At 62.0% G+C, this 19,841-nt stretch carries 17 protein-coding genes and 1 pseudogene; 6 read left to right on the top strand and 12 right to left on the bottom strand.

The window, feature by feature from the left end; translation table 11 throughout:
• Positions 1 to 483: 483 nt before the first annotated feature.
• The 3 genes from AB0T83_RS11940 to tcuA form a co-directional block, all read right to left on the bottom strand.
• The gene (locus AB0T83_RS11940; RefSeq protein ID WP_366193303.1) at positions 484 to 1,512 is read right to left on the bottom strand and encodes an AbrB family transcriptional regulator; all 1,029 of its coding nucleotides are present in this window, start codon (positions 1,510 to 1,512) and stop codon (positions 484 to 486) included.
• Positions 1,513 to 1,582: 70 nt separating this feature from the next.
• The gene (gene tcuB, locus AB0T83_RS11935) at positions 1,583 to 2,695 is read right to left on the bottom strand and encodes a tricarballylate utilization 4Fe-4S protein TcuB (protein ID WP_366193301.1); all 1,113 of its coding nucleotides are present in this window, start codon (positions 2,693 to 2,695) and stop codon (positions 1,583 to 1,585) included.
• On the bottom strand, positions 2,685 to 4,070 hold the full coding sequence (tcuA, locus tag AB0T83_RS11930) for an FAD-dependent tricarballylate dehydrogenase TcuA (RefSeq protein WP_366193300.1): 1,386 nt from the start codon (positions 4,068 to 4,070) through the stop codon (positions 2,685 to 2,687). Before tcuA ends, tcuB begins: the two co-directional genes overlap by 11 nt.
• A gap of 79 nt (positions 4,071 to 4,149) precedes the next feature.
• On the opposite strand from tcuA, the gene AB0T83_RS11925 reads away from it, so the two are divergent.
• The gene (locus AB0T83_RS11925; RefSeq protein ID WP_366193298.1) at positions 4,150 to 5,070 is read left to right on the top strand and encodes a LysR family transcriptional regulator; all 921 of its coding nucleotides are present in this window, start codon (positions 4,150 to 4,152) and stop codon (positions 5,068 to 5,070) included.
• Here the strand turns inward: AB0T83_RS11925 and AB0T83_RS11920 are convergent.
• The 6 genes from AB0T83_RS11920 to AB0T83_RS11895 all read right to left on the bottom strand — a co-directional run bounded on the left by AB0T83_RS11920 (position 5,058) and on the right by AB0T83_RS11895 (position 11,373).
• Positions 5,058 to 6,041 carry a D-2-hydroxyacid dehydrogenase family protein gene (locus AB0T83_RS11920; protein WP_366193296.1) on the bottom strand — a complete coding sequence of 328 codons (984 nt, stop codon included), beginning with the start codon at positions 6,039 to 6,041 and terminating at the stop codon, positions 5,058 to 5,060. The genes AB0T83_RS11925 and AB0T83_RS11920 overlap by 13 nt on opposite strands.
• A 14-nt stretch (positions 6,042 to 6,055) precedes the next feature.
• Positions 6,056 to 6,241, bottom strand: a complete 186-nt coding sequence (locus AB0T83_RS11915; RefSeq protein WP_366193295.1) for a hypothetical protein — start codon at positions 6,239 to 6,241, stop codon at positions 6,056 to 6,058.
• Positions 6,242 to 6,249: 8 nt separating this feature from the next.
• Positions 6,250 to 7,071, bottom strand: a complete 822-nt coding sequence (locus AB0T83_RS11910; protein ID WP_366193293.1) for a universal stress protein — start codon at positions 7,069 to 7,071, stop codon at positions 6,250 to 6,252.
• Positions 7,068 to 8,168 (bottom strand): 4-oxalomesaconate tautomerase, encoded by a 1,101-nt coding sequence (locus tag AB0T83_RS11905; RefSeq protein ID WP_366193291.1) that lies wholly within the window; start codon positions 8,166 to 8,168, stop codon positions 7,068 to 7,070. The genes AB0T83_RS11910 and AB0T83_RS11905 overlap by 4 nt, the downstream gene beginning before the upstream one ends.
• Before the next feature lie 3 nt (positions 8,169 to 8,171).
• Complete coding sequence (locus AB0T83_RS11900; RefSeq protein ID WP_366193289.1) at positions 8,172 to 10,208, bottom strand: tripartite tricarboxylate transporter permease; 2,037 nt, start codon at positions 10,206 to 10,208, stop codon at positions 8,172 to 8,174.
• A gap of 76 nt (positions 10,209 to 10,284) precedes the next feature.
• Positions 10,285 to 11,373 carry a tricarboxylate transporter gene (locus tag AB0T83_RS11895; protein ID WP_366193288.1) on the bottom strand — a complete coding sequence of 363 codons (1,089 nt, stop codon included), beginning with the start codon at positions 11,371 to 11,373 and terminating at the stop codon, positions 10,285 to 10,287.
• Between the two features lie 138 nt (positions 11,374 to 11,511).
• Here AB0T83_RS11895 and AB0T83_RS11890 point away from each other — a divergent pair, with 138 nt between their 5' ends.
• The gene (locus AB0T83_RS11890) at positions 11,512 to 12,180 is read left to right on the top strand and encodes a response regulator transcription factor (RefSeq protein ID WP_366193286.1); all 669 of its coding nucleotides are present in this window, start codon (positions 11,512 to 11,514) and stop codon (positions 12,178 to 12,180) included.
• A complete protein-coding gene (locus tag AB0T83_RS11885; protein WP_366193285.1) occupies positions 12,177 to 13,577 on the top strand; it encodes a sensor histidine kinase in 1,401 nt (466 codons plus the stop codon). The genes AB0T83_RS11890 and AB0T83_RS11885 overlap by 4 nt, the downstream gene beginning before the upstream one ends.
• A gap of 709 nt (positions 13,578 to 14,286) precedes the next feature.
• Here the strand turns inward: AB0T83_RS11885 and AB0T83_RS20585 are convergent.
• The 3 genes and pseudogenes from AB0T83_RS20585 to AB0T83_RS20580 all read right to left on the bottom strand — a co-directional run.
• Positions 14,287 to 14,766 (bottom strand): hypothetical protein, encoded by a 480-nt coding sequence (locus AB0T83_RS20585; RefSeq protein WP_435891163.1) that lies wholly within the window; start codon positions 14,764 to 14,766, stop codon positions 14,287 to 14,289.
• Between the two features lie 8 nt (positions 14,767 to 14,774).
• Positions 14,775 to 15,308, bottom strand: a complete 534-nt coding sequence (locus tag AB0T83_RS11875; RefSeq protein ID WP_366193284.1) for a cysteine dioxygenase family protein — start codon at positions 15,306 to 15,308, stop codon at positions 14,775 to 14,777.
• Between the two features lie 136 nt (positions 15,309 to 15,444).
• Positions 15,445 to 15,663 (bottom strand): annotated as a pseudogene (locus tag AB0T83_RS20580) (IS110 family transposase); the annotation flags it as partial.
• 377 nt (positions 15,664 to 16,040) lie between these two features.
• Here AB0T83_RS20580 and AB0T83_RS11870 point away from each other — a divergent pair.
• From AB0T83_RS11870 to AB0T83_RS11860, 3 genes are read left to right on the top strand one after another with little or no spacing between them, the layout of a single operon-like run.
• Positions 16,041 to 16,655, top strand: coding sequence for a Pvc16 family protein (locus AB0T83_RS11870; protein ID WP_366193283.1), 615 nt, complete (start codon positions 16,041 to 16,043; stop codon positions 16,653 to 16,655).
• Positions 16,655 to 17,332 (top strand): carboxypeptidase-like regulatory domain-containing protein, encoded by a 678-nt coding sequence (locus tag AB0T83_RS11865; protein WP_366193282.1) that lies wholly within the window; start codon positions 16,655 to 16,657, stop codon positions 17,330 to 17,332. Before AB0T83_RS11870 ends, AB0T83_RS11865 begins: the two co-directional genes overlap by 1 nt.
• A 19-nt stretch (positions 17,333 to 17,351) precedes the next feature.
• Positions 17,352 to 19,820 (top strand): phage tail sheath family protein, encoded by a 2,469-nt coding sequence (locus tag AB0T83_RS11860; RefSeq protein WP_366193281.1) that lies wholly within the window; start codon positions 17,352 to 17,354, stop codon positions 19,818 to 19,820.
• The last annotated feature ends 21 nt before the right edge of the window (positions 19,821 to 19,841 follow it).

Here is a 19,841-nt window from a genome sequence, read left to right as displayed (position 1 = left end):
AGCGCGATCGGATACAAAGTCCCGATTGCCATGCATTATCCCGATGGCGTCACCAGCCCGTCATCGTGAGACAGCCGGAAAAGTCCAGCCTCCGGCGGTCCAAGGTTGGGGAGCAGTGCAGGTCGGGACGGACCCAACTTCAAATCGGACGAGAAAATGGGGCGTAGGTCAGAACGGCAGAAGGATCAATTCCCCGCCATTGGTCGTTGACATTGTCTCACCGTTCCAGCGCCGAGACCCAACAGCGCCTGGTGTGCAGCCACTTATCGAAGTCGGCGACAAGGGGGAGGGCGGTCCAGCGGGCTGAGAAGAACTGCTTGAAAGGGCTAAAAAAATCTGCTCTGACGGCCTGGATATCGGGGATGCAACCCAAGGCCACCCACGGTCGTCTGTCGCCGTCAGTTGCTACTGTCGCCGCTGCTGGAGCGCGGCCGCGATGCTGCGGATCGTGGAAGAGACGCCGGAAGACCGGGCCAGCGGGTCCTATTGTCTTCGGAATAGTTTGATCACCACCGGCGCGCAGGTTATCACGAGAACGAGGCGGAAGATGTGATGGAGCACGACATAGGTCAGGTCGGCACCCGCGACGATTGAAAGCACAACCATCTCGCCTTGTCCGCCCGGCAGGAATGCCAGAAAAGCATCCAGACCCGGGGCAATCCCGAGCCTTGCAACGCCTGCGATGAAGATGCCGCTGACAGCCGCAAGCAGCAGGCCATTTGTGACCGCGGCGAGGATCGTGCGGCGTAGTTCCAGCAGCGACACACCCGCATAACGCGTGCCGACACCAAGACCGATGAAGAATTGCGCCGCCCAGATCATCTCGGCAGGCGGGCGATGCGTGATGAGACCCAGAAGCGAAAGGCACCCCGTGACCACAAGGGGTCCGATGATCGAGGCGCCGAAGACGCCAAGGCGTTTGGCGATCAGCCAGCCACCAAGTCCGGCAGCGACCATCAGAGCGATTTCCCGAGCCGGAATGTCACCGGCCGGCACGCCGGGGCGGGCAGACAGGTCTACCCCCCAGATCTGGCTGAGCGCGAGCGGCGCAATACTCACCAACAGCAGAACCCGTGTCGCGTGGATAAGCGAAAGCACCCGCATGTTGGCCTCGGCTTCTTCGCCGTAGACCACCATATCCTGAAAGCCGCCGGGCATGGCGCCGTAGTAGCTCGTCACCCGGTCGTAGCCGAAGAGGGAATGCAGCAGCGGGTAGGCCGTCAGCGCGATGATCCCGACGAAGACGGGAACCAGCGCAAGCGAACGCAACATGTCCGGAATCTGGGTCACGACATCGGGTGAAATCGCCGATCCGGCGGCGACTCCCAGAACTGTCCGGAACATGGTGCCGATGACACCGGGCCCTTGCAGCCTGGCGCCGAGCAGGGCGAAGCCAAGGCACGCGAACATCGGCCCAAGCAGAAAGGGCAGCGGCAGGCCGGCCAAGGAAAAGATGGTGACCCCCAGGCACGCAATCGCGAGCGTCGCCGCAAGCGGGCGAAGGCGCGGCATCTCAACCTTCAACTTTGACCGCCGCACGTCGTAGCACGCACCACCTGACCGCGATCCGGTTTCACCCTCATCATGATCTCGCGCTGGCCTGCTGGGCCCGCTTCGGGACAGTTGCGCCACGCGCCTGCACGCGCTGTGCATCCCTGACCAGGGCGGCAAGGCGATAGAAACCGTGTGCCATCTTGGTAAAGGGTGTGAGCAGGAAAAAAGTCAGGACGGCGCCGAGGTGTAGGGCGAGCAGGAGTGGCATCACCGCGGTACTGCCCAGGACGTAAAGCGCAAGCCCGCTGACCGCGACCACGCAAAGCAGCAGGATGAACCCCATCTCTCCACCCCATGCGGATTGATCCCCGACATGGCGATCCGCCGCAATCTTGAGCTTTGCCATCCAGGCGGTGCCCCAAGCCAGCATCAGGCCACCAGGGATCCCAAGGAGCTTCGGCAGCGAAAAGAGGCCGTAGGGCGCGTGCAGGTCGAAGACATAGTGCAGGACGGTACCCGCGCTCGTAGCCGCGAAGCAGAGCAGGAACCCGTACATCACCAACTGGTGCGCATACCGTCGAGATTGAGAGAAGCGGTCCTCTTCCTCGAAATTGCAGCCGTCGCCATGTCCTGCGGCAAGGTCCTTCATCTTCGCGACCATGCCGAATGCAGCTGTAAAATGCGACAGGCGGATACGTTCGCCGCCGACCGTGTTCCAGTAGCGGCGCAGGCTCATGGCAAGGCTTGCGAGCGGGAAAAGGAAGGCCGGAGCAAAAATGGCCACCATTGCATTGTGTGAGAGAGCGGCGTAGAAGCCCTCGCCCCCGGCCGAGCCAATCGCCCGAATGGCCAGGAACAGCAGTGCAAAGCCCAGAACGCAGGCGGCGGCAATCAACGTGCCGTTGGCCTGGAACAAGCGTGCGACCGGGGCAGGCCAGGCATGGTTCTCCCAACTCTCCCGGCGGACTTCTGCCAGGGCCTTGGGAAGGTTCAGGTCGAACTCGTGCGGCGCGGTATATTGACAGGCGTAATAACAGCCGCGGCAATTGTGGCAAAGATTGGCGAGCTGGGTGAGGTTCCCGTCGGAAAAGAAACGCTCCTGGTGCAACGCCGGGAAGACCGAGCAATAGCCCTCGCAATAGCGGCAAGCGTTGCAGACTTCCGCCTGACGGCGGGCTTCCTGAATGAGATCAAGCGACATGGTTCGAGGCCTCCCGTCCTGCAATGCGTCCGAAGACGGTTCCGATGGTCATGCCGAATCCGGCGAGATAGCCTTGGCCCAGGATTGAACCCGCCATGGTTTCTCCAGCGGCCCAGAGATTGCGGATCGGGCCATTGGCGGTTGAGCACTGGGCGTTCTCGTCGACCTTCAGCCCGAGATAGGTGAAGGTCACGCCGGTGCGCAGCGAATAGCCATAGAAGGGCGGCTCGGTGATCGGGCGGGCCCAGTTGGTTTTCGGCGGTGCGATGCCGCGCGTTGCCACGCCGTCCAGTTCCGTCGGATGGAAGGCGGAGGTATCGCCGCAGGCGGTGTTGAAGTTCTCAACCGTCGCGCGCAGTTTGTCCGGCGGCAGGTCCATCTGGACTGCCAGGTCTTCCAGCGTGTCCGCCTTGAGCGGTGGAAAGACCGAAGGCATGAAGAGTTCCAGGGATTTCGCGTCGATGATCACATATCCCACCTGGTCGGGCTGATTGGCGACCAACCGGCCCCAGATCGCGTAGCGCTTCGGCCAGACATCCTCGCCCTCGTCATAGAATCGTTCGGCGTGCTTGTTGACGACGATGGAGAAGGGCACGCAGTCAAGCCGGGTGACGATGCCGCCGTCGAATTTGGGCGCCCGGCCATCGATTGCGACGGCGTGGCACTGGGTCGGGTCGCCGACCTGGCTCACACCCTGGGCCAAGAGGTCTGCCAGCACGGCACCCCGGTTGTAGGGCGTTCCGCGGATCAGGAAATTTCTCGCCGGATCGCCCCAGGCCCGCGTAAGCCAATCCGTATCGGCCTGGAACCCGCCGGAGGCGACAATCACCGCCCTGGGCTCGATCTGGTGATCCTGCCCGTCATGGGTGTACTCGACGTGTGTGATCCGGTCCCCTTCAAGTTCCAGATGGGTGACATTGGCATCGTAGATCACGTCGACGCCGAGACGTTCCGCGGCGCGGTAATAGGCATTCACAAGGCTCTTTCCACCGCCCATGAAGAAGGCATTGGTGCGCGCCAAGGACAGTGTGCCGGAGAGCGACGGCTGGAATCGCACCCCGTGTGCCTCCATCCAAGGAAGGCATTCCTCGGACGTGCGGATGGCGAGGCGCGCGAGGTGTTCGTCTGTCTTGCCTCCGGTCACTTTGAGCAGATCGGAGAAATACTCTTCCTCGCTGTAGTCCTCCACCAAGGGCCCGAGTGGACCGGAATGCATGCAGCGGAAATTGCGCGTGTGGCGCGAGTTGCCGCCCCGGTAGGGTTTTGGCGCGGTTTCGAGGATCAGCACTCGCGCGCCGGCCTCTGCCGCTGTCATGGCTGCGCAAAGCGCCGCGTTGCCGCCGCCGATCACCGCAATGTCATATTGGCTGTTCATGGTCTTTTCCCTTCCTGCGATCTGCGTAGCAGGCGCGTTTTAATTTGACCAATGACGGATTTAGGATGATTATTGCGTTATGCGCATCAGTTTTGATTTTGGCGATCTGGAAGCCTTTTTGGCGGTTCTGGAGAGCGGCTCCTTCCACACGGCGAGCACCGACCTCGGCCTGTCCCAATCGGCCATCACGCGTCGGATCCAGAAGCTGGAGACAGCCCTCGGGTCCGAGCTGTTCGAGAGGACAACCCGGGCAGTCAAGCCGACGCTGGCGGCCAAGCGGCTGAAAGCGCGGGCGGAAGCCATCCTCGACGACGTGCGCGAGACCACTTTGGCATTGCGCGATGAAAGCGTGGCGCTGGAACACCAACGCAATGCGGTCGTGACCATCGCCATCATTCCGACGGTGGTGGAGCGGTTGTTGCCGAAAGCAATCCGCTACTTCCGGGAAGCCGGGAATGCCGCCCGGATCCGGTTTCTCGACATGACAGCCACCGAAGTCGCCCAGGCTGTTGCGCAGGGGGATGCAGATTTCGGAATCTGCTCGGTTCCGGTCGGAGAGCCTGGGGCCGCGTTCGAACCGCTGTTCGACGAACCGATGGTGCTGGCCGTTCCGGCGGGCCACGGTTTGGGGGAAGCCGATACGATCGGCTGGAAGGATCTTGCCCATCAGCCGCTGATCTTGCCAGCACGGGGAACCGGCAACCGGATACTCATTGACGACGCCATGGCAAGGGCACGGTTGGGCCACTTCTGGACCTATGAGGTCCAGCGCACCAGCACGATGCTGGAACTGGTCTCGGCCGGGAGCGGGATCGGCATTCTTCCGCAATCGGCAATTACCGAAGGATACGTGGATCGTATTGTCCATTGTCATTTGCCGGCACCGGGAATTGCGCGGCCGGTCGGTCTGTTGACCCGGATCGGGCAGGCCGACAGACCGGCCGTGATCGCGTTCCGCGAAGCGGTGCGGAACGCGGAGAGCCTGGATCAGCGCCGCTGAGTATCCCAGACCTCGGGGTTGATCATGTGGATTGGCGCGCTTTCGGCATAAGCGTTGACCTGGTCGAAGATGTCGGCGAACTGCAGATCGAATTCGTCCTCGGTAACAAAACCGATATGCGGCGTCGCGATCAGGCGGGAATGGGAGAGGAGCGGATCGTTGGGATCAGTCAGGGGTTCGCTGTCGAACACATCGATCGCAGCCGTGCCCGGACGCCCCTCGTCGAGGGCTTTCTTCAGCGCACCCGGCGCGATCAACCCGGCGCGCGAGGTGTTGACGAAGACAGCATCGGAACGCATTGCCGCGAAATCCACAGCGGTGATGATCCCCCGGGTTTCGGGCTTCAGTCGGACGTGCACCGAGACCACGTCACAGGTCGCGAAGAACGCCTCACGGTTTTCTGCAATCGTCTCTCCATTGGCGTGCGCCCTGGCACGACCGTCGTCCGAGGCCCACCAGACGACCTCCATTCCAAAGGCCTGCGCGTATCGCGCAACTGCCTGGGCAATACGCCCGTAGCCATAAAGCCCGATCCGCCGCCCGCGCAGTGTCTTTCCCACGCCCATCTGCCATGTCCCGGACTTGACCGAGGCCATCTGCGCCGGGATTTGGCGCATCGCCGCCAGGATCAAGGCCCAGGTCAACTCCGCCGCCGCATAGGAGGGTGTGCCGGCATGCATGTTGGAGCAGAGCAGTACGCGGTTTTCGGTGCAGGCCGGGACGTCCACATGCGGGTAGACGCTGCGCTGACTGATCAGCCGTAGACGGGGCAGGCGCTCCAGCAGCGCGCGAGTGACCTTAGTCCGCTCGCGAAACAGCACCAAAGCCTCGGCACCGGACAGCCTTGCAGCCAGGGTGTCGATATCCTCGACATGATCTGTCCAAACAGTGACGTCGTGGCCGTTCAGTTTGCGGAAACAGGGCAGGGCCCGCAGCGTATCGAACCAATCGTCGAGGATATGAACTTTCATTGGTTCCTTGCCTCTCAATGCAGCGACGAAAGCGCGTTGGTGACCCGACGGTGCAAGTCCACCAGACGCGCGCGCTCGACATCGGATATGCCCCCGGACGCCTCCGGTTGTGCCAGCGCGGCGCTTAGATCGCTGCGGATGATTTCCAGTTCGCGCGAGAGTTGTCGGATGCGACCGGCGGTTTCTGAAACGATTGACATGTTTGGCCTCAATGAGACAGGAGAACAGGAATGCGAACGTTTTTCAGAACCCGTTCTGTGACGCCGCCAAGGAAATCCTCGCGGAACTTGGAATGCTCGTAGGCACCCATGACCAGCAGACAGGGGTCCGTAACTTCTGCATAGGCGAGGATCGTGCGCCCAACGCCGTGGGAGAGCTCAAGTTCCTCGTGATGGGCAACGATGTTGTGGCGGTTGAGATGGTCGATGACCTCGCGCACGGGGCGTGGCATTTCGGTGCCCTCGATCGTCACAATGGTCACATCGCCGTCGTCTTCCAGAAGTTGCAGCGCGTCGAACAATGCCCGGCCAGCGGCCCGACTGCCGTCCCAAGCCACGGCGGCGCGTGTGTGGCGCGCTTTGTGGTCATAGCCGGCCGGGACGACCAAGACGGGGCGCCCGCTCAACAGCGCGATCCGGTCGGGATGCAGTACGACATGTTCATCGGCGTCCCCATCCGAGGGGCGACCGACGATCAGCAGGTCGAAACCGCGCGCGGTCTCGGAGATCACCGCGTCGACACGGCCAGCGGCGGCGATGTAGTGCAGCCGATCCCCCAGCCCGAGATCCCCGGACAGGGCTTCGAACTTCCTGTGGATGTCGTCGATGATCTCGGCATTGGCCGCCGCGATGATTTCGCGCGCCTTCGCCGGCACCCAGGCGGCATGGCTGTCGACCGTCTCGTGGCCGGAATGGGCGACGAGTGCGGTCACATGGGCGTCATTGGCCCTCGCAATGTGAGAGGCGTAGCGCAACGCGGTCTCGGCGCTGGTCGAGCCGTTGAAGGCAACGAGGATGTTTCGGGTGTTCATGCGTCCACCTCCCGTCCCGCCCACACCGAACGGGGAACATAGACCTGGCCGTCAGCCAGCTTGCGGGCGGTCCGGACAAGACCAGCCGCGTTCAACGTAAACCCGCTTTCGCTTGCGAAATCGACCAGCACGTCGATCGTGCCGGAAGGATGTTCGATGCTCACATCTGCAGGGCTGTCCGTGGGGCGGTCCAGCATCCCGTCAGCCACGGTTCCGGGCGTCAGCGCGCAGGAGGCGATACATTGCGCCCCGGTCACCGCCATGGTGGGGTGGGTCTTCGTGGGCATGAAATATCGTGCTGCGATGGTGCCGCCCTTTCGCGCCGAAGACAGAATGGCGAATTTCGGCGTGACAGATTTCGACACGTCGCCCATGCCCATCGCGGCGCCGGCCTTCAGCCGGACCGCCTCTAACCGGTCAAAGAACTCGCGGTTTTCGTCAAGTTCCTCGGCGCTCTCGTATCCCGTCAGCCCGAAATCTTCCGCACGGGCCAGGACCACGGGCATGGCGACATCCATGCAGGTCACTACGAGACCGTCAAATTCGTCGCAAAGGTTTCCGGTCGGCAGAAAGGCCCCGGTTGCCGAGCCGACGACGCCCATGAAGGTCAGCTGCACGGGGGAAGAGACACCGGGCACGCCGGCAATCTCGGTATCGCCTTCGTAGGAGAGGCGTCTGCCGGGCGTACGCACCCTTGCCACCACGCGCGCGCCGGTATTGGTTGCGCGTATGCGGATCTCGGTCACATCTTCGTCCGGATCGACCAGTCCCATCTCGATGGCGGCCGGCCCAACACCGGAGAGGATATTGCCGCAGGTGGGTTTGAAATCCACCATTTGCTCCTCGACCGATACCTGGGCAAAGAAATAGTCGATATCGGCCCAGTCATCTTCGGATTTCGACAGCATGGCGACCTTGGTCGTCACCGCCGCGCCGCCGCCGATCCCGTCAATGTTGAGCGCGTGGCCGGAACCGACCGCTGCGATCAGCACCTTTGCAAGCATCTCGCGGTCTTCGGGCAGGTCTTCGCGCCGGAAATAAGGTCCGCGAGACGTGCCGCCGCGCATGAAGATATAGGGAATACCAGTCTGTGTCATGGTTCACTCCCCTCCCAGTGGCCAGGGAAGTGGGACGTAGTGCTGCAGCAGCCCCGGCGGAAAATCGCGGTTCAGGACACCGGCCATCAGGCACATGAAGACAATGCCACAGGCGGTCAGGATCAGGGTCTTGCCCCAACCGGCACCCGCGCGGACCCGCAGAAAGGTGATCAGGAACCCGAGCAGCGCAAATATGAAGCCGACGAAAAAGGTGCCGACGATGAGCGAGCCAAACCAGGCGAGCGTGGACCACAGGCCATAAGGTGCATCCGCATCCTCACCGGCCACTTCCTTGTCCGCAAAGATGGCGTCCCCTTCCGGGCGGCGGATCATCTGGACCAACAGGATAAGGCAGCAACCAAGCGCGAAGCATCCGATGACTAACGGGATGATCTTGTCGGTCATGTTGTAGTCGGGGATCATGTTGGCGTTGATCAAGGCGACCAGAAGATAGCCGGCAATCATCAGCAGAAAGATCATCGGTGCCCGCTTGGTTCCGGATTGGACATCGCCTTCCGCCATGATGTTTTTCGCCTGACGCAGGCCCAGAACAACCGACAGCACAGTGATGATGATCAGGATGATCACGATCGGGCTGAAAATGTAGTCGATGCCCTCTTCGAAGCTCTTGCGGAACCGGAAGGACGCGATCTGGAACGCTTGGTTGGTGAATTGCTCCACCGGGTTCGACAGCACGAAACCGATCAGGAAGGCCGGGCGCGACCAGTCGAACCGGCGCAGAAAAATACCGATAAGACCAATGACAAACAGGGCGAGCAAATCCTCGAAATTCTGACCCGACTGGAATGCCGCGAAGCTGATCAGCATGAACAGGAACGGCGCGAGGTAGGTGAAGCGGATCGTCGTCAGCCGGGCAATTCCGCCCGAAAGCGCGATGCACAGGATCGTGCCCACCACATTCGCCAAAGCCAGCAGCCAGACGATGGAATAGGTGATGTCGAGGTTGTCCTTGAGCATCGCCGGGCCAACCTCGATCTCGCCGGATCCCAGCAGGGCAACAGCGCCAATGAAGATCGCCATGGAGCCGGAACCAGGGATACCGAAAAGCAGAGTCGGTACGAGCCCGCCGCCTTCCTTGGCGTTGTTCGAGCTTTCCGGCCCGATAACGCCGCGCACTTCGCCCTTGCCGAAGTTGGACTTGTCTTTGGTGGTCTGGACAGAGTGGCCGTAGGCGATCCAGTCGACCACCGAGCCACCGAGACCTGGGATGATGCCGACGACAACGCCGATGATGGAACAGCGGACCGAGAGCCAGATGTTGGCGAACCAGTCGCGCACTCCATCCAACCAGCCACCGCCCAGTTCTGCACCCTTGGCGATGGATCGGTCCTGACGCAGCAAGGAGACGATTTCGGGGATAGCAAAGACGCCCAAGCCGACGATCACAAGCTTAAGACCATCGGTCAGATAGGGAATGTCGTAACTCGCCATGCGCAGGCTGCCGCCGGCATCAGCCTCACCGATTGTGCCAATCATCAGACCAAGCCCTGCCGCCGCCAGCCCCTTGAGTGCGAAACGCCCGGCGAGCACGGCTACCATGGAAAGGCCCAGAACAGTGACCATCAGCATTTCCGGCAGACCGAAGGCAAGAACGATGGGCCGAGCAACAAGAATGAAGACCGTCAGGAACAGCGCCCCGACGAGCCCACCAAACAGCGAGGAAGAGAAAGCGGCAGAGAGCGCGCGCGCGGCCTCGCCCTTCTTGGCCATCGGGAAGCCGTCCAGCACCGTGGCTTGTGAGGCCGAGGAGCCGGGAATCCCCATGAGAACCGAGGCGAATGTGTCAGATGTGGGTACCACGGCGACCATGCCGATCATCAACGCCAGCCCGAGGATCGGATCCATCCCGAACATGAAGGGCAAGAGCAGCGACAGGCCGGCAATACCGCCAAGACCGGGGAACACACCGACCGCCAGGCCCATGACGACGCCGAGGACCAGATAGCCGAGAACGATAGGTTGCAGGATGAGGGCCCACGCTTCGCCAAGCGCAGGCAGAGCCGTCGCAAGAATCTCCATTGGAGTTGCTTTCGTCTGGGGGGAAGGGGAGTGGGCGCCGGCCGGTCACCGGCACGGCGCCCGAAGATCGTGTCGCTTACTTGAGCGTCACGCCGTAGTCGTCGGCCAGCCAGTTGATGACATAGGCCTTGGCGCCTTCGGAGACAGTGGTCGCCTCACGAGCAGCCTTGGAGGCGCCGGTGCCGACGAACATCGGATAGTCGCCGACCTGCTGCGACGCGATCTGCTTGAATTCGGGCAGGCTGCGAATGGCCTCGAAGGCGGCGACATATGTGTCCACGACGTCCTGCGGCGTGCCGGCCGGCAGGAAGGCGATCTTCTGCGACGGGAAGCCGGCAACGAAGAAGGCCTTCCATGCGTCCCAGGCCTCGCCGCTGGTTTCGCATCCGTCGGTCGCCTCACAGACTTCCTTGAAGGTGGCGATGTCGGGGAAGGTCGGGTCGCGGACGATGTTACCGTCCTCGTCCAGAGCTCCCCAGGTCATCATCGGAACAGCAGTTCCCGCTTCGACCAGTGCCGTCGAACCGCCGAGATAGCCCGAGGACGTCTGGTAGTCGATATTGGCCTCGCCGCGCTCGAACATCAGCCGGCCATCGCCGCGCCCCTTGATGCCGAACACGGGCTCTACGTTCATTCCAAGCATCTTCCAGGCCAGCAGCGGCACGATATCCAGGCGCGTGGCCCCCTGTGATCCGAAGATGAAGTTGGTGTCCTTGAGGGCATTGGCTGTCCCGTCGAAGTTGGCACCATCCTCGGCGTTCAGATAGGCGACGCCGCCGGTGCCGGATGCCATGACTGGGATCCAGTCCTTGTATTCGTAGCGTACACGCGGATCCCCCAGGAGATAGGGGAACTGGGTCGAGCCAGAGGTGCCGAACAACAGTGTGCCGTCCTTGTGCTCTTCACGCTGGAACCAGTTGGCGCCCTTGGTCGATCCGGCGCCGGGCATGAATTTGACGACGACGGTCGGGTTGCCCGGCAGTTCCTCGGACAGCAACGGGCCGAAGAAGTTGGCCCATTTGGCCGATCCGCCGGTCTCCGAGAAGGGGATGACCCATTCGATGGTCTTGCCGGAAAAGTCCACTTCGGCAGCGGCCGGGGCGGAGAGTCCGGCGGCTGCAACCATTCCAAGAACGACGCGGCGCGTAAAGGTAAATTGGGTCATTGGTGTCCTCCCATTTGACCAGTCAACCACGGCGGCGGTCCTCTCACCACCGGGCTCAGTTGTGACTCGGGAATTGATTCCCGGTTCGATAGGGTCAAAATGGGGGGCCAAGCTTGCGCCAAGCTTGTGGGAGGAAAAATGCGTATCGTGATTGTGGAAGACAACGAGGCGTTGGCGAATGCCATAGCCTACCGGCTACGCGACCGCGGCCATTCCGCGGACGTGATCCACAACGGAAACGACGCCGACACGTTTCTGATGCAACAAGGGGCCGACCTTGTCGTGCTTGACATCAATCTGCCGGGCCGGAGTGGGCTGGAGGTTCTCCGGGGCCTGCGGGTCCGTGGCGATGGGATGCCGGTGATCCTGCTGACTGCCCGCATCGAAACGTCCGACCGCGTGGCGGGGCTCGATCTGGGCGCTGACGACTATCTGGTGAAACCGTTCGAAATGGATGAATTGGAGGCACGGATCCGCGCCCTGTCGCGACGTCGGAATCTGGACTATGGCACCCATGAGCGCGTTGGAGGTTTGGAATTCGACCGCATGGCACGGCAAGTTATGGCAGAAGGTGAAGTACTCGATATCCCGCGCCGGGAACTGGCGACATTCGAATGCCTGCTGGAGCGCCGCGGCCGTCTGGTTTCGAAATCGCAATTGACAGACCACGTTTACGGGGTTGGCGCTGACGTGGACGACCGAGCGATCGAACCGCATGTTTCCCGTCTGCGACGTCGCCTGGCAGGGCACGGCGTGTCCATCAAGACCGCGCGCGGTCTGGGTTACATGCTCGACGTTGAAGGATGATGCGTGGCACGTTTTCCCTTCGGCAGCGGCTTTTCGCGCTGATCCTAACGCCGCTTGTGCTCATGGCTGTCCTGTTGGTGTATTGGCGCTACACCGTGGCCCATGACACCGCCTCGGAGTTGTTCGACCGGACGCTGCTCTCGACCGGCCTTGCGATTTCCCGCGATGTGGCGATCTCCGAAGGCGATGCGTTGCTGCCTTCAACCCGGGATCTGATCACGGATGCTTCCGGGGGAGAGGTCTTCTATCACGCCACTGGCCCAGACGGGATCTACGTCGCGGGATACGCCTATCCGCCAACCCGCGGGATAATGGACGCGGACAACTATCGCCCGGTCTTCTTCGAGGCGACCTATCGCGGCGAGCCGGTCCGCGTTCTTCGACTGACCGAGCGCCAGACCATAGGCAATCTCGAAGGCGATGCGACAGTGACGGTCTGGCAGCGCATTGCCGATCGAAATGCTTTTGCCTACCAGCTTGCCCTGCGGGCCACAGCGCTGATTGTTGCGCTTCTGGCAACGCTTGCGCTTGTGGTCTGGTTCGGAGTCAGGCTCGGGTTGCGGCCACTGCTCGACCTGGAGGATGCCATTGCAGCGCGCTCTCCAAATGATCTCAGTACAATCAAGCGCGCCGTTCCCGACGAGACCCGCGGAATTGTGGAGACGCTCAACCGACTGTTTCAGAAGGTCGAGGCAAACATCTTGGATCACCAGGTCTTCATTTCCAATGCCGCGCACCAGTTGCGGAACCCGACCGCCGCCGTGCAGTCGATGGCCAAAGCCGCTCGCGATGCGATGAATGATGATGAGCGGCGACAACGGCTCGATGAGCTTGTCCTCGCAGCTCATTCCGCAGCGCGGGTGACCGAACAGCTTCTCTCTCTGGACCGGTTGCAGCATGGTGATGCTGAGGATTCCCTCGAGGTTTTCGACTTCGGCGCCCTTGTCGAGCGGACCTGCGCGGATCTGGCACCGGCCATTCTCGGCATGGGGATCGAGTTTGAGTTGAAACCGGCCGGCACGTCGCTCCCGGTTTGTGCGGACCGGTTCTTCGTGTCGGAAGCGTTGAAAAACCTGATCGATAACGCCCAGAAACACGGCGGTGCCGGGCTTTCACGGATTACCGTCCAGACGGGTCGTGAAGGCGCATTGGCAATTGTCAAGGTTGAGGACGATGGTCGCGGCCTGTCCCCGGACGCGGCCAAGACTGTCTTTGGCCGGTTTTCCCAGATCGAACCGTCGGACGGAAGCGGGCTGGGGCTGGCAATCGCCTTGTCTGTCGCGGTACGCCACGGTGGGACGCTGCGCATCAATCCCTCGGAAACGGGCGCAAGCCTGACGCTCGCGCTGCCGATTTCCAATGCCGAAGCGTCGGAGTGGCTACCGTTCAGAACATAATTGACCGGAGTTCAGCCTCGCTTTTTTGCTTCAGGTTTTGTTTCGCCGCCTTACACTGCGCTTCTGTACGCCCTTGCCTGACAAGTGGTGTCGCGGATCGGGGGGCGGTCCACTGCCTGAATGTCCATTGGATACGGGCAACCTTTTTGACTGATCGAATGTTGTCCTGAATGTCTTCGGTCGTCGAACAGAACCAGTTAGTGTTCGACAGGAAACCCCAATTACTGAATCACGATAAGCGACAGCCGGCGGGACTGGACACACAGGGCGGTCGCAATATCTCACCCCGTTGGCGCCCCCCGAGGGGATTCATCCCCTCTCCTGAAAGAGGGCGCGGGGCGGTCAGAAGTCGGGCGCGGGATCGGCGGCCGAGGCTTGGGCCGTGGTCATGTGAAAGCCCATATCCTCGACCAGAGGGCGGGCGCTTTCCGACCAGATCAGGCTGCGCCAGGCCGGCCGGCCTGGTATTTGCCGCGGACCAGGCCCTTCTCGATCATGATGCCGCCGACGGTTTTCATCTGGAAGAGTGTGCGGCCTTCTTCCTCGGCCCAGTATTCATGTACCTTGGAGAACTCTTTGACGATCTGCCGGCCGTCGGCGGCTGGGCAGGGATCGTCATTTCATCCAGGAACGCCCCCACCGGGTCGGCGGCTTCTATCAGGGACTCTTTCAGGCCGTCCCTGGTCATGGTCGATCTGTCCGGCTCAGGTCAGGTCGGAAACTCAATCCGAGGTCGAAGAACAACCATGTCCTTGCACCTCAGATGCACCATGTTTGCGTTCAATTCGTATTGCCGGGCAACAGCCGCTATCGACGGAGCCGACAACGCCTGACCTACAACGCGACGTTTGAATTCCTGCGGAGAGTTCCGCGGCCCCTTCTTCTGGCCCATATTCTGATGACCATCAGATTCTGCCGGGCACCAGATTGCCCGCTGATCTGCCTCACACAGCGAGCCTTGCTCCCAAAAGGCCGGGTTCACCGGGCGCTCACACAAGGAACGACAGTCGCAGAGATCTGCCGCGAAGCCGGGATCAGCCAGATGACGAAATTCAATTTGAAGAAGAACAATGATCTGCTGCCAGACGAGATGCACCGGCTGAAGGTGCTCGAGGGCGAGAACAGCCATCTGTCCTAAAATCTCTGACGACGGACAAATGTTGCGGCCGTTTTCAACATTGGCCGTCATCGCGTGGATCAGTCTTCGAAAAGGGCGCGGACCTTGTCCATGTCGAAGGCGTGTTCGGTCAAGCTCTCCGGATCCCACTCGCTTCGTTCCGCTTCAAAGAAGTCTCCACCATAGACGTGAATTGCGCCTGTCAATTTTGGAATCGGGTTCGTCACCGAGTGAATGAGATCCTTGCCAAGCGGCGTGCATTGGCCTGTCGACAGAGCGAGGGCCCCAGCCGCTTCGATGCGCCCCTCCGGATCATCAGCAACGCGCCGCCAGAAAATGTTGTCCTCCCTACCGCCGTAGATGCCTATGACGGCCCACATTTCGTGATTATGGGGCATCAGCGTCATTCCAGGTTTCCAGACGACATTTACAATCGTCAGATCACTCGACTTGTAGATCGGAAAAATGCCACTTTCTGTGGGCTCTCCCAATGATCTCGTCACCCCTGCGGGATCGCGCATCGCGCGGTCCACCACTTCCGCCACCGATCTGTGCGTGTCATCTCGATTCACTGCGGTTCGACAGTCCGCCACAAATTGCTCTATATTCCACATGCACTGGGCTCCTCTCTTCTGAGACGCCAGCGAGAATAGCACAGCCTGCTAAAACGCAGAAATCAGCGCATACAGTCGAGCAACACGAACCATAGCTCTTGCGACCGGTGGCGATCACTTGGTCATGCTGGTCTGGAGCCGGTGTCTGGCAAACGCCACAGCGGGCCACCCTGGCGCAGACGATCCGCGCCATTTTGTCGGACGGTGCAACCCTCACCGGCATTGGTAGCTTGCGTGACAGCATCCCGACCAGCCATGTGCCGGGCTGGGTCGCAAAATGTGCGTGCTGTTGGAGGACGCTGTTGCCGCCGACGCGCAGAAGCCGCCGCAGGGACCGTTTGCCCATCTGCGCCGTGCCTGAAACACATTCTTCGCGAGGTCGAGCCCGACAGTGAAAGTCTCCGACATGACTGGCCTTCCTGGTGGATCATCGCAGCCCAACCTTGGCACATTGATTCCGTGGAGTGGCGGTCACATCATCAGGGCCCGTTGAACTCTTCGATCGGCGTGACCTCCGGGGCGTTGCGAGGGGCAGATGATTGGCCCCGGTTTCGCAATGAACGGTTGAGAGATTTGCCACAACGTGATACCTTGAAAGAATATTTCAGCAAGCCACAACATGGCTTTCTGATAATTACATAGTGCGCTCTGTTTCTGATAATTTCTTAGTGTGCGCTGATTTTTTCGTGCATGAAGCGCGATCGGCCCACGCCGTCAGAATTGGGTGGGTCCATGTCAAGCTTCAGCATTGTCCACGATGTCAGTCAGGAACTGCGCCAGCAGATATTCGCGGCGCTGGACTCCGCTCCTGATGTCGATTTTTCGCTCACCTCCGCTGCCGCCAATATCTCTCTGTCGCCCCCGAACGACATTTCCGATTCCAGCGTGCTGGCCTCACTTTATCTCTACCATGTCGACATTGATCGACACCTGAGAAATCAACGCCCGCTGCCTGACCCGGGCCGGGCCGACGCCTTCCGCCTGCCGCCCCTCCCACTGCAACTGCGTTACCTGCTGACGCCAGTGGACGACGACGAGTTGAACAACCAGTTGCTTCTGGGGCGGGTGATCCAGCTGTTTCACGATGCGCCGATTGTCTCGGCTCTTGGCGGCGCGGGCATTGGCGACAGTTTTGGCGGCGCTTCGGCCGAGTTGCGGGTGCGTCCCGACCTTCTGTCGATGGAACAACTGTCGCAAGTCTGGAGCGCGTTTTCGACCCCCTACCGCCTGTCGGTGACTTTGCTGGTTGAAGTCGTGGCCGTCGACAGCGCGCTGCCGCCGCGACGCCAACCGCGGGTCAGCGAGAAGGTGGTGGCCACCGGCCTGAAAGAGCGGGAGGACGGATGATGGTGCTCAAGGCATATGCGCCGCCCATGACCCGTCAGGCCGTGGCGACCGGCCGGTTGGCGCAGGGCGTGACGGGGTTCGCACTGCCGGTCTTCGAGGCGGAATTGCACTACGAGGATCCGGGCGCGGCCGACAGATGGCTGCCCTATCCGGCGGTCTTCCGGCGCGGCGACGGCGGCTGGTTCTCGTTCCAGCTTGATCCGCAAAGCGCCGCCCCTGCCTTCGAAGCGGTCGATCCGCTGCGCCTGAGGGTCACATTCGCCGTGCCCGGTCGGGAACCATTCGAGGAGACCCGGACCATTCCGGGCGCCGACCTTCGCCCGACCCAGACCAGCATCACGGTTGTCGGCGACAGCGTTCAGGTGACGCTTCTGCCCGGCGCGCCCGTCGATTTCAGCGGAGTCCTCGACCCGCTGCCGGTCGCGCTTGCAGGCTATGTGCTGCGGGACAACGATTCGGAAACGCCGGCGCCGAATGCGACGGTGTCCATCCTCGCCCCGGTTTCGGCAACCACCGCGACCACCGATGCGGGCGGCTGGTTCCGGCTCGACGCATTGCCTGTCGCCGAAGAGGTGACCGTGCGGGCAACCGACGGCCTTCACGTGACCGACCGAACGATCCGCATCGATTTCAACAAACCCGTCAACGAAACAATCTTGAGCGTCACCACAACCTAGGACCGAAGGAGAGCAACCGATGCCCGAATATCTTGCACCCGGCGTCTATATCGAGGAGGTCTCCTCGGGGAACAAGCCCATCGAGGGCGCCAGCACATCCACGGCAGGCATGGTTGGTTTCACCCAGCGCGGGCCGGAAAATACGCCCACGCTGGTGACCAGCTTCGGCGCCTTCAACCGGGTCTTCGGCGGGTTCATCGACCACGCCACACTGGCTGATCCGGCCAGCGGGCTCGACATGCTGCCCTATGCGGTCCAGGGGTTCTTCGGCAACGGCGGCGCAAGGCTCTATGTCAATCGCATCGTCGGAACCAACGCCACCACGGCCAGCGTTCAGGTGCACGGCACGGACCTGACCCAGGGGGTGTCGACCACGATGGTCGGGGCTGCCGCGTTGGGGGCTGGAACCATTGCTATCGAGGATGCCAGCAATGTCGCCGCTGGCACGGTGCTGCTGATCTCGGACGACGACCGCACCGAACTTGTGACCGCAACGGGTCCGGCGACCGGCACACGGCTGCTGGTGAATGCGCCTTTCGCCCAGGCCGGGGCAGATGACGATGCGGTCACGGTTCAGACATTTACCGACGGCGCCAACTTCCCGGTCAGCGGAGATATGGTGGCCGGGGCCACTGCGCTTGCCCTGACCGATCCCACCGGGATTGCTGCGGGGGACATCCTGCGGGTCAGCGACACCGGCAACCCCGATCTGACCGAGTATGTGATCGCGACGACGCTCGATCTACCCGACGTCGACCAGGCGTTGCTGTTTGCCCATCCGGCAGCGACGACGGTCGTCGATGTTGTGACGGCGGCGGCCGGAGCGGCCACGCAACTCGACGGGGCTTCGGTTGCCGGCGCCGCGGCGCTCGACGTGGACCCGCAACCCTCCATTGCCGCAGGCGACATCGTGCGGCTCGGCAACGCGTTTCGTCGTGTTCTTTCGGCGGCAGAGACCGTACCCGTCAGTGCGCTGACCGAAAGCCACGGCGACGGGGTGACGGTCACGGCGAGCGTCCCGATGTTCGAGGCCCACGCCCGGTTCCGTGGCGCCTGGGGCAATGACATGCAGGTCCGCACCGAGCGTTCGAGCCTCGTGGAGACCGCCACCGCCGCCGCCGCTGGCACCGGCGAGACGGTGGTGATGCTGGACAGCGCCTTCGGGCTTTACGAGGGCAGCGTGCTGGAATTCTCCACTGGCGAGCGGGCCACGGTGGCCTCTGTCAACCGGGTCAGCGGCGAGGTGGTCCTCACCGGCAGCCTTGGCACCGGCGTGGGTCCGGGTACGGTGGTCCGGTCGGTGGAGTTCCACCTGATCGCAGAGCGGATCGAAAACGGCAAGGTCGCCGAAAGCGAGCTGTTCGAAAATCTTTCGATGAATTCCGACCATCCGCGCTATGCCCCGACCATTGTCGGTCGGTTCGATCGCGCGGCGATTGCGGGCCGGGAATCCGGCAACGCAGGCGGGTCCGAACTGATCCGGCTTTCGGATCGCACGGTGGACGATGCCGGCGTCGATGTTGCAACCGCCGATGACGGGCGGATCGCCACACCGGTCGCGGCCGTGATCTGGCCAATGGTCGGCGGCACCGACGACGATGCCTCGATCGATTCGAACACGTTCATCGGCACCGCCTCGGACGATCCCGGCGACCGCACGGGCATTCAGGCGCTGGAGAACGAATCCTCGATCTCGATCGTTGCGGTGCCCGGTCAAACCGACATCTCGCTGCAAAAGGCGCTGCTGAACCATTGCGCCAAGATGCGCTATCGATTTGCGGTGGTCGAGACGGATGTGGGCGACAGGCTGGCGGATGCCCGCGGCCACCGGCAGAACTTCGACACCACCTATGGCGCGATCTACTATCCGTGGCTGGTCATCCCCGACCGGTTCGGCGATCCCGGCGATATCCTGAAGATCCCCCCGGCAGGCCATGTGGCCGGCATCTATGCCCGAACGGACATCAACCGGGGTGTCTGGAAGGCACCGGCAAACGAGGTCGTGCGCGGTATTCTCGGGTTCGAGACAGCGCTGACCAAGGGCGAGCAGGACATCCTGAACCCCATCCACGTCAACTGCTTCCGCGACTTTCGCACCGCCAACCGGGGGCTGCGGCTGTGGGGCGCGCGGACGCTGAGTTCGGATCCCGAGTGGAAATACGTCAACGTGCGTCGGTTGCTGCTGTTCATCGAGCAGTCGCTCGATAACGGCCTGCAATGGGCGGTCTTCGAGCCCAACGCCGAGCCGCTCTGGGCCTCGGTAAAGCAGTCCATTTCGGGGTTCCTGACGGGCATCTGGCGCGACGGTGGCCTTGAGGGCACCTCCGAGGAAGAAGCCTACTTCGTCAACGTCGGCTACAACATCACCATGACCCAGGCCGATATCGACAATGGTCGGCTCATCGTCGAGGTCGGGGTCGCCGCCGTGAAACCGGCCGAATTCGTCATCATCCGTATCGGTCAGAAGACGCGGGAAGCGACGTCCTGACGTCGCGCCCTGCCTGAACAA

Origin of the sequence: Meridianimarinicoccus marinus, assembly GCF_040689105.1 — a bacterium.
Lineage (GTDB): Bacteria > Pseudomonadota > Alphaproteobacteria > Rhodobacterales > Rhodobacteraceae > Meridianimarinicoccus > Meridianimarinicoccus marinus.
The sequence above is the reverse complement of the archived record's forward strand: the minus strand, read 5'-3'. Positions and strand labels throughout refer to the sequence as shown.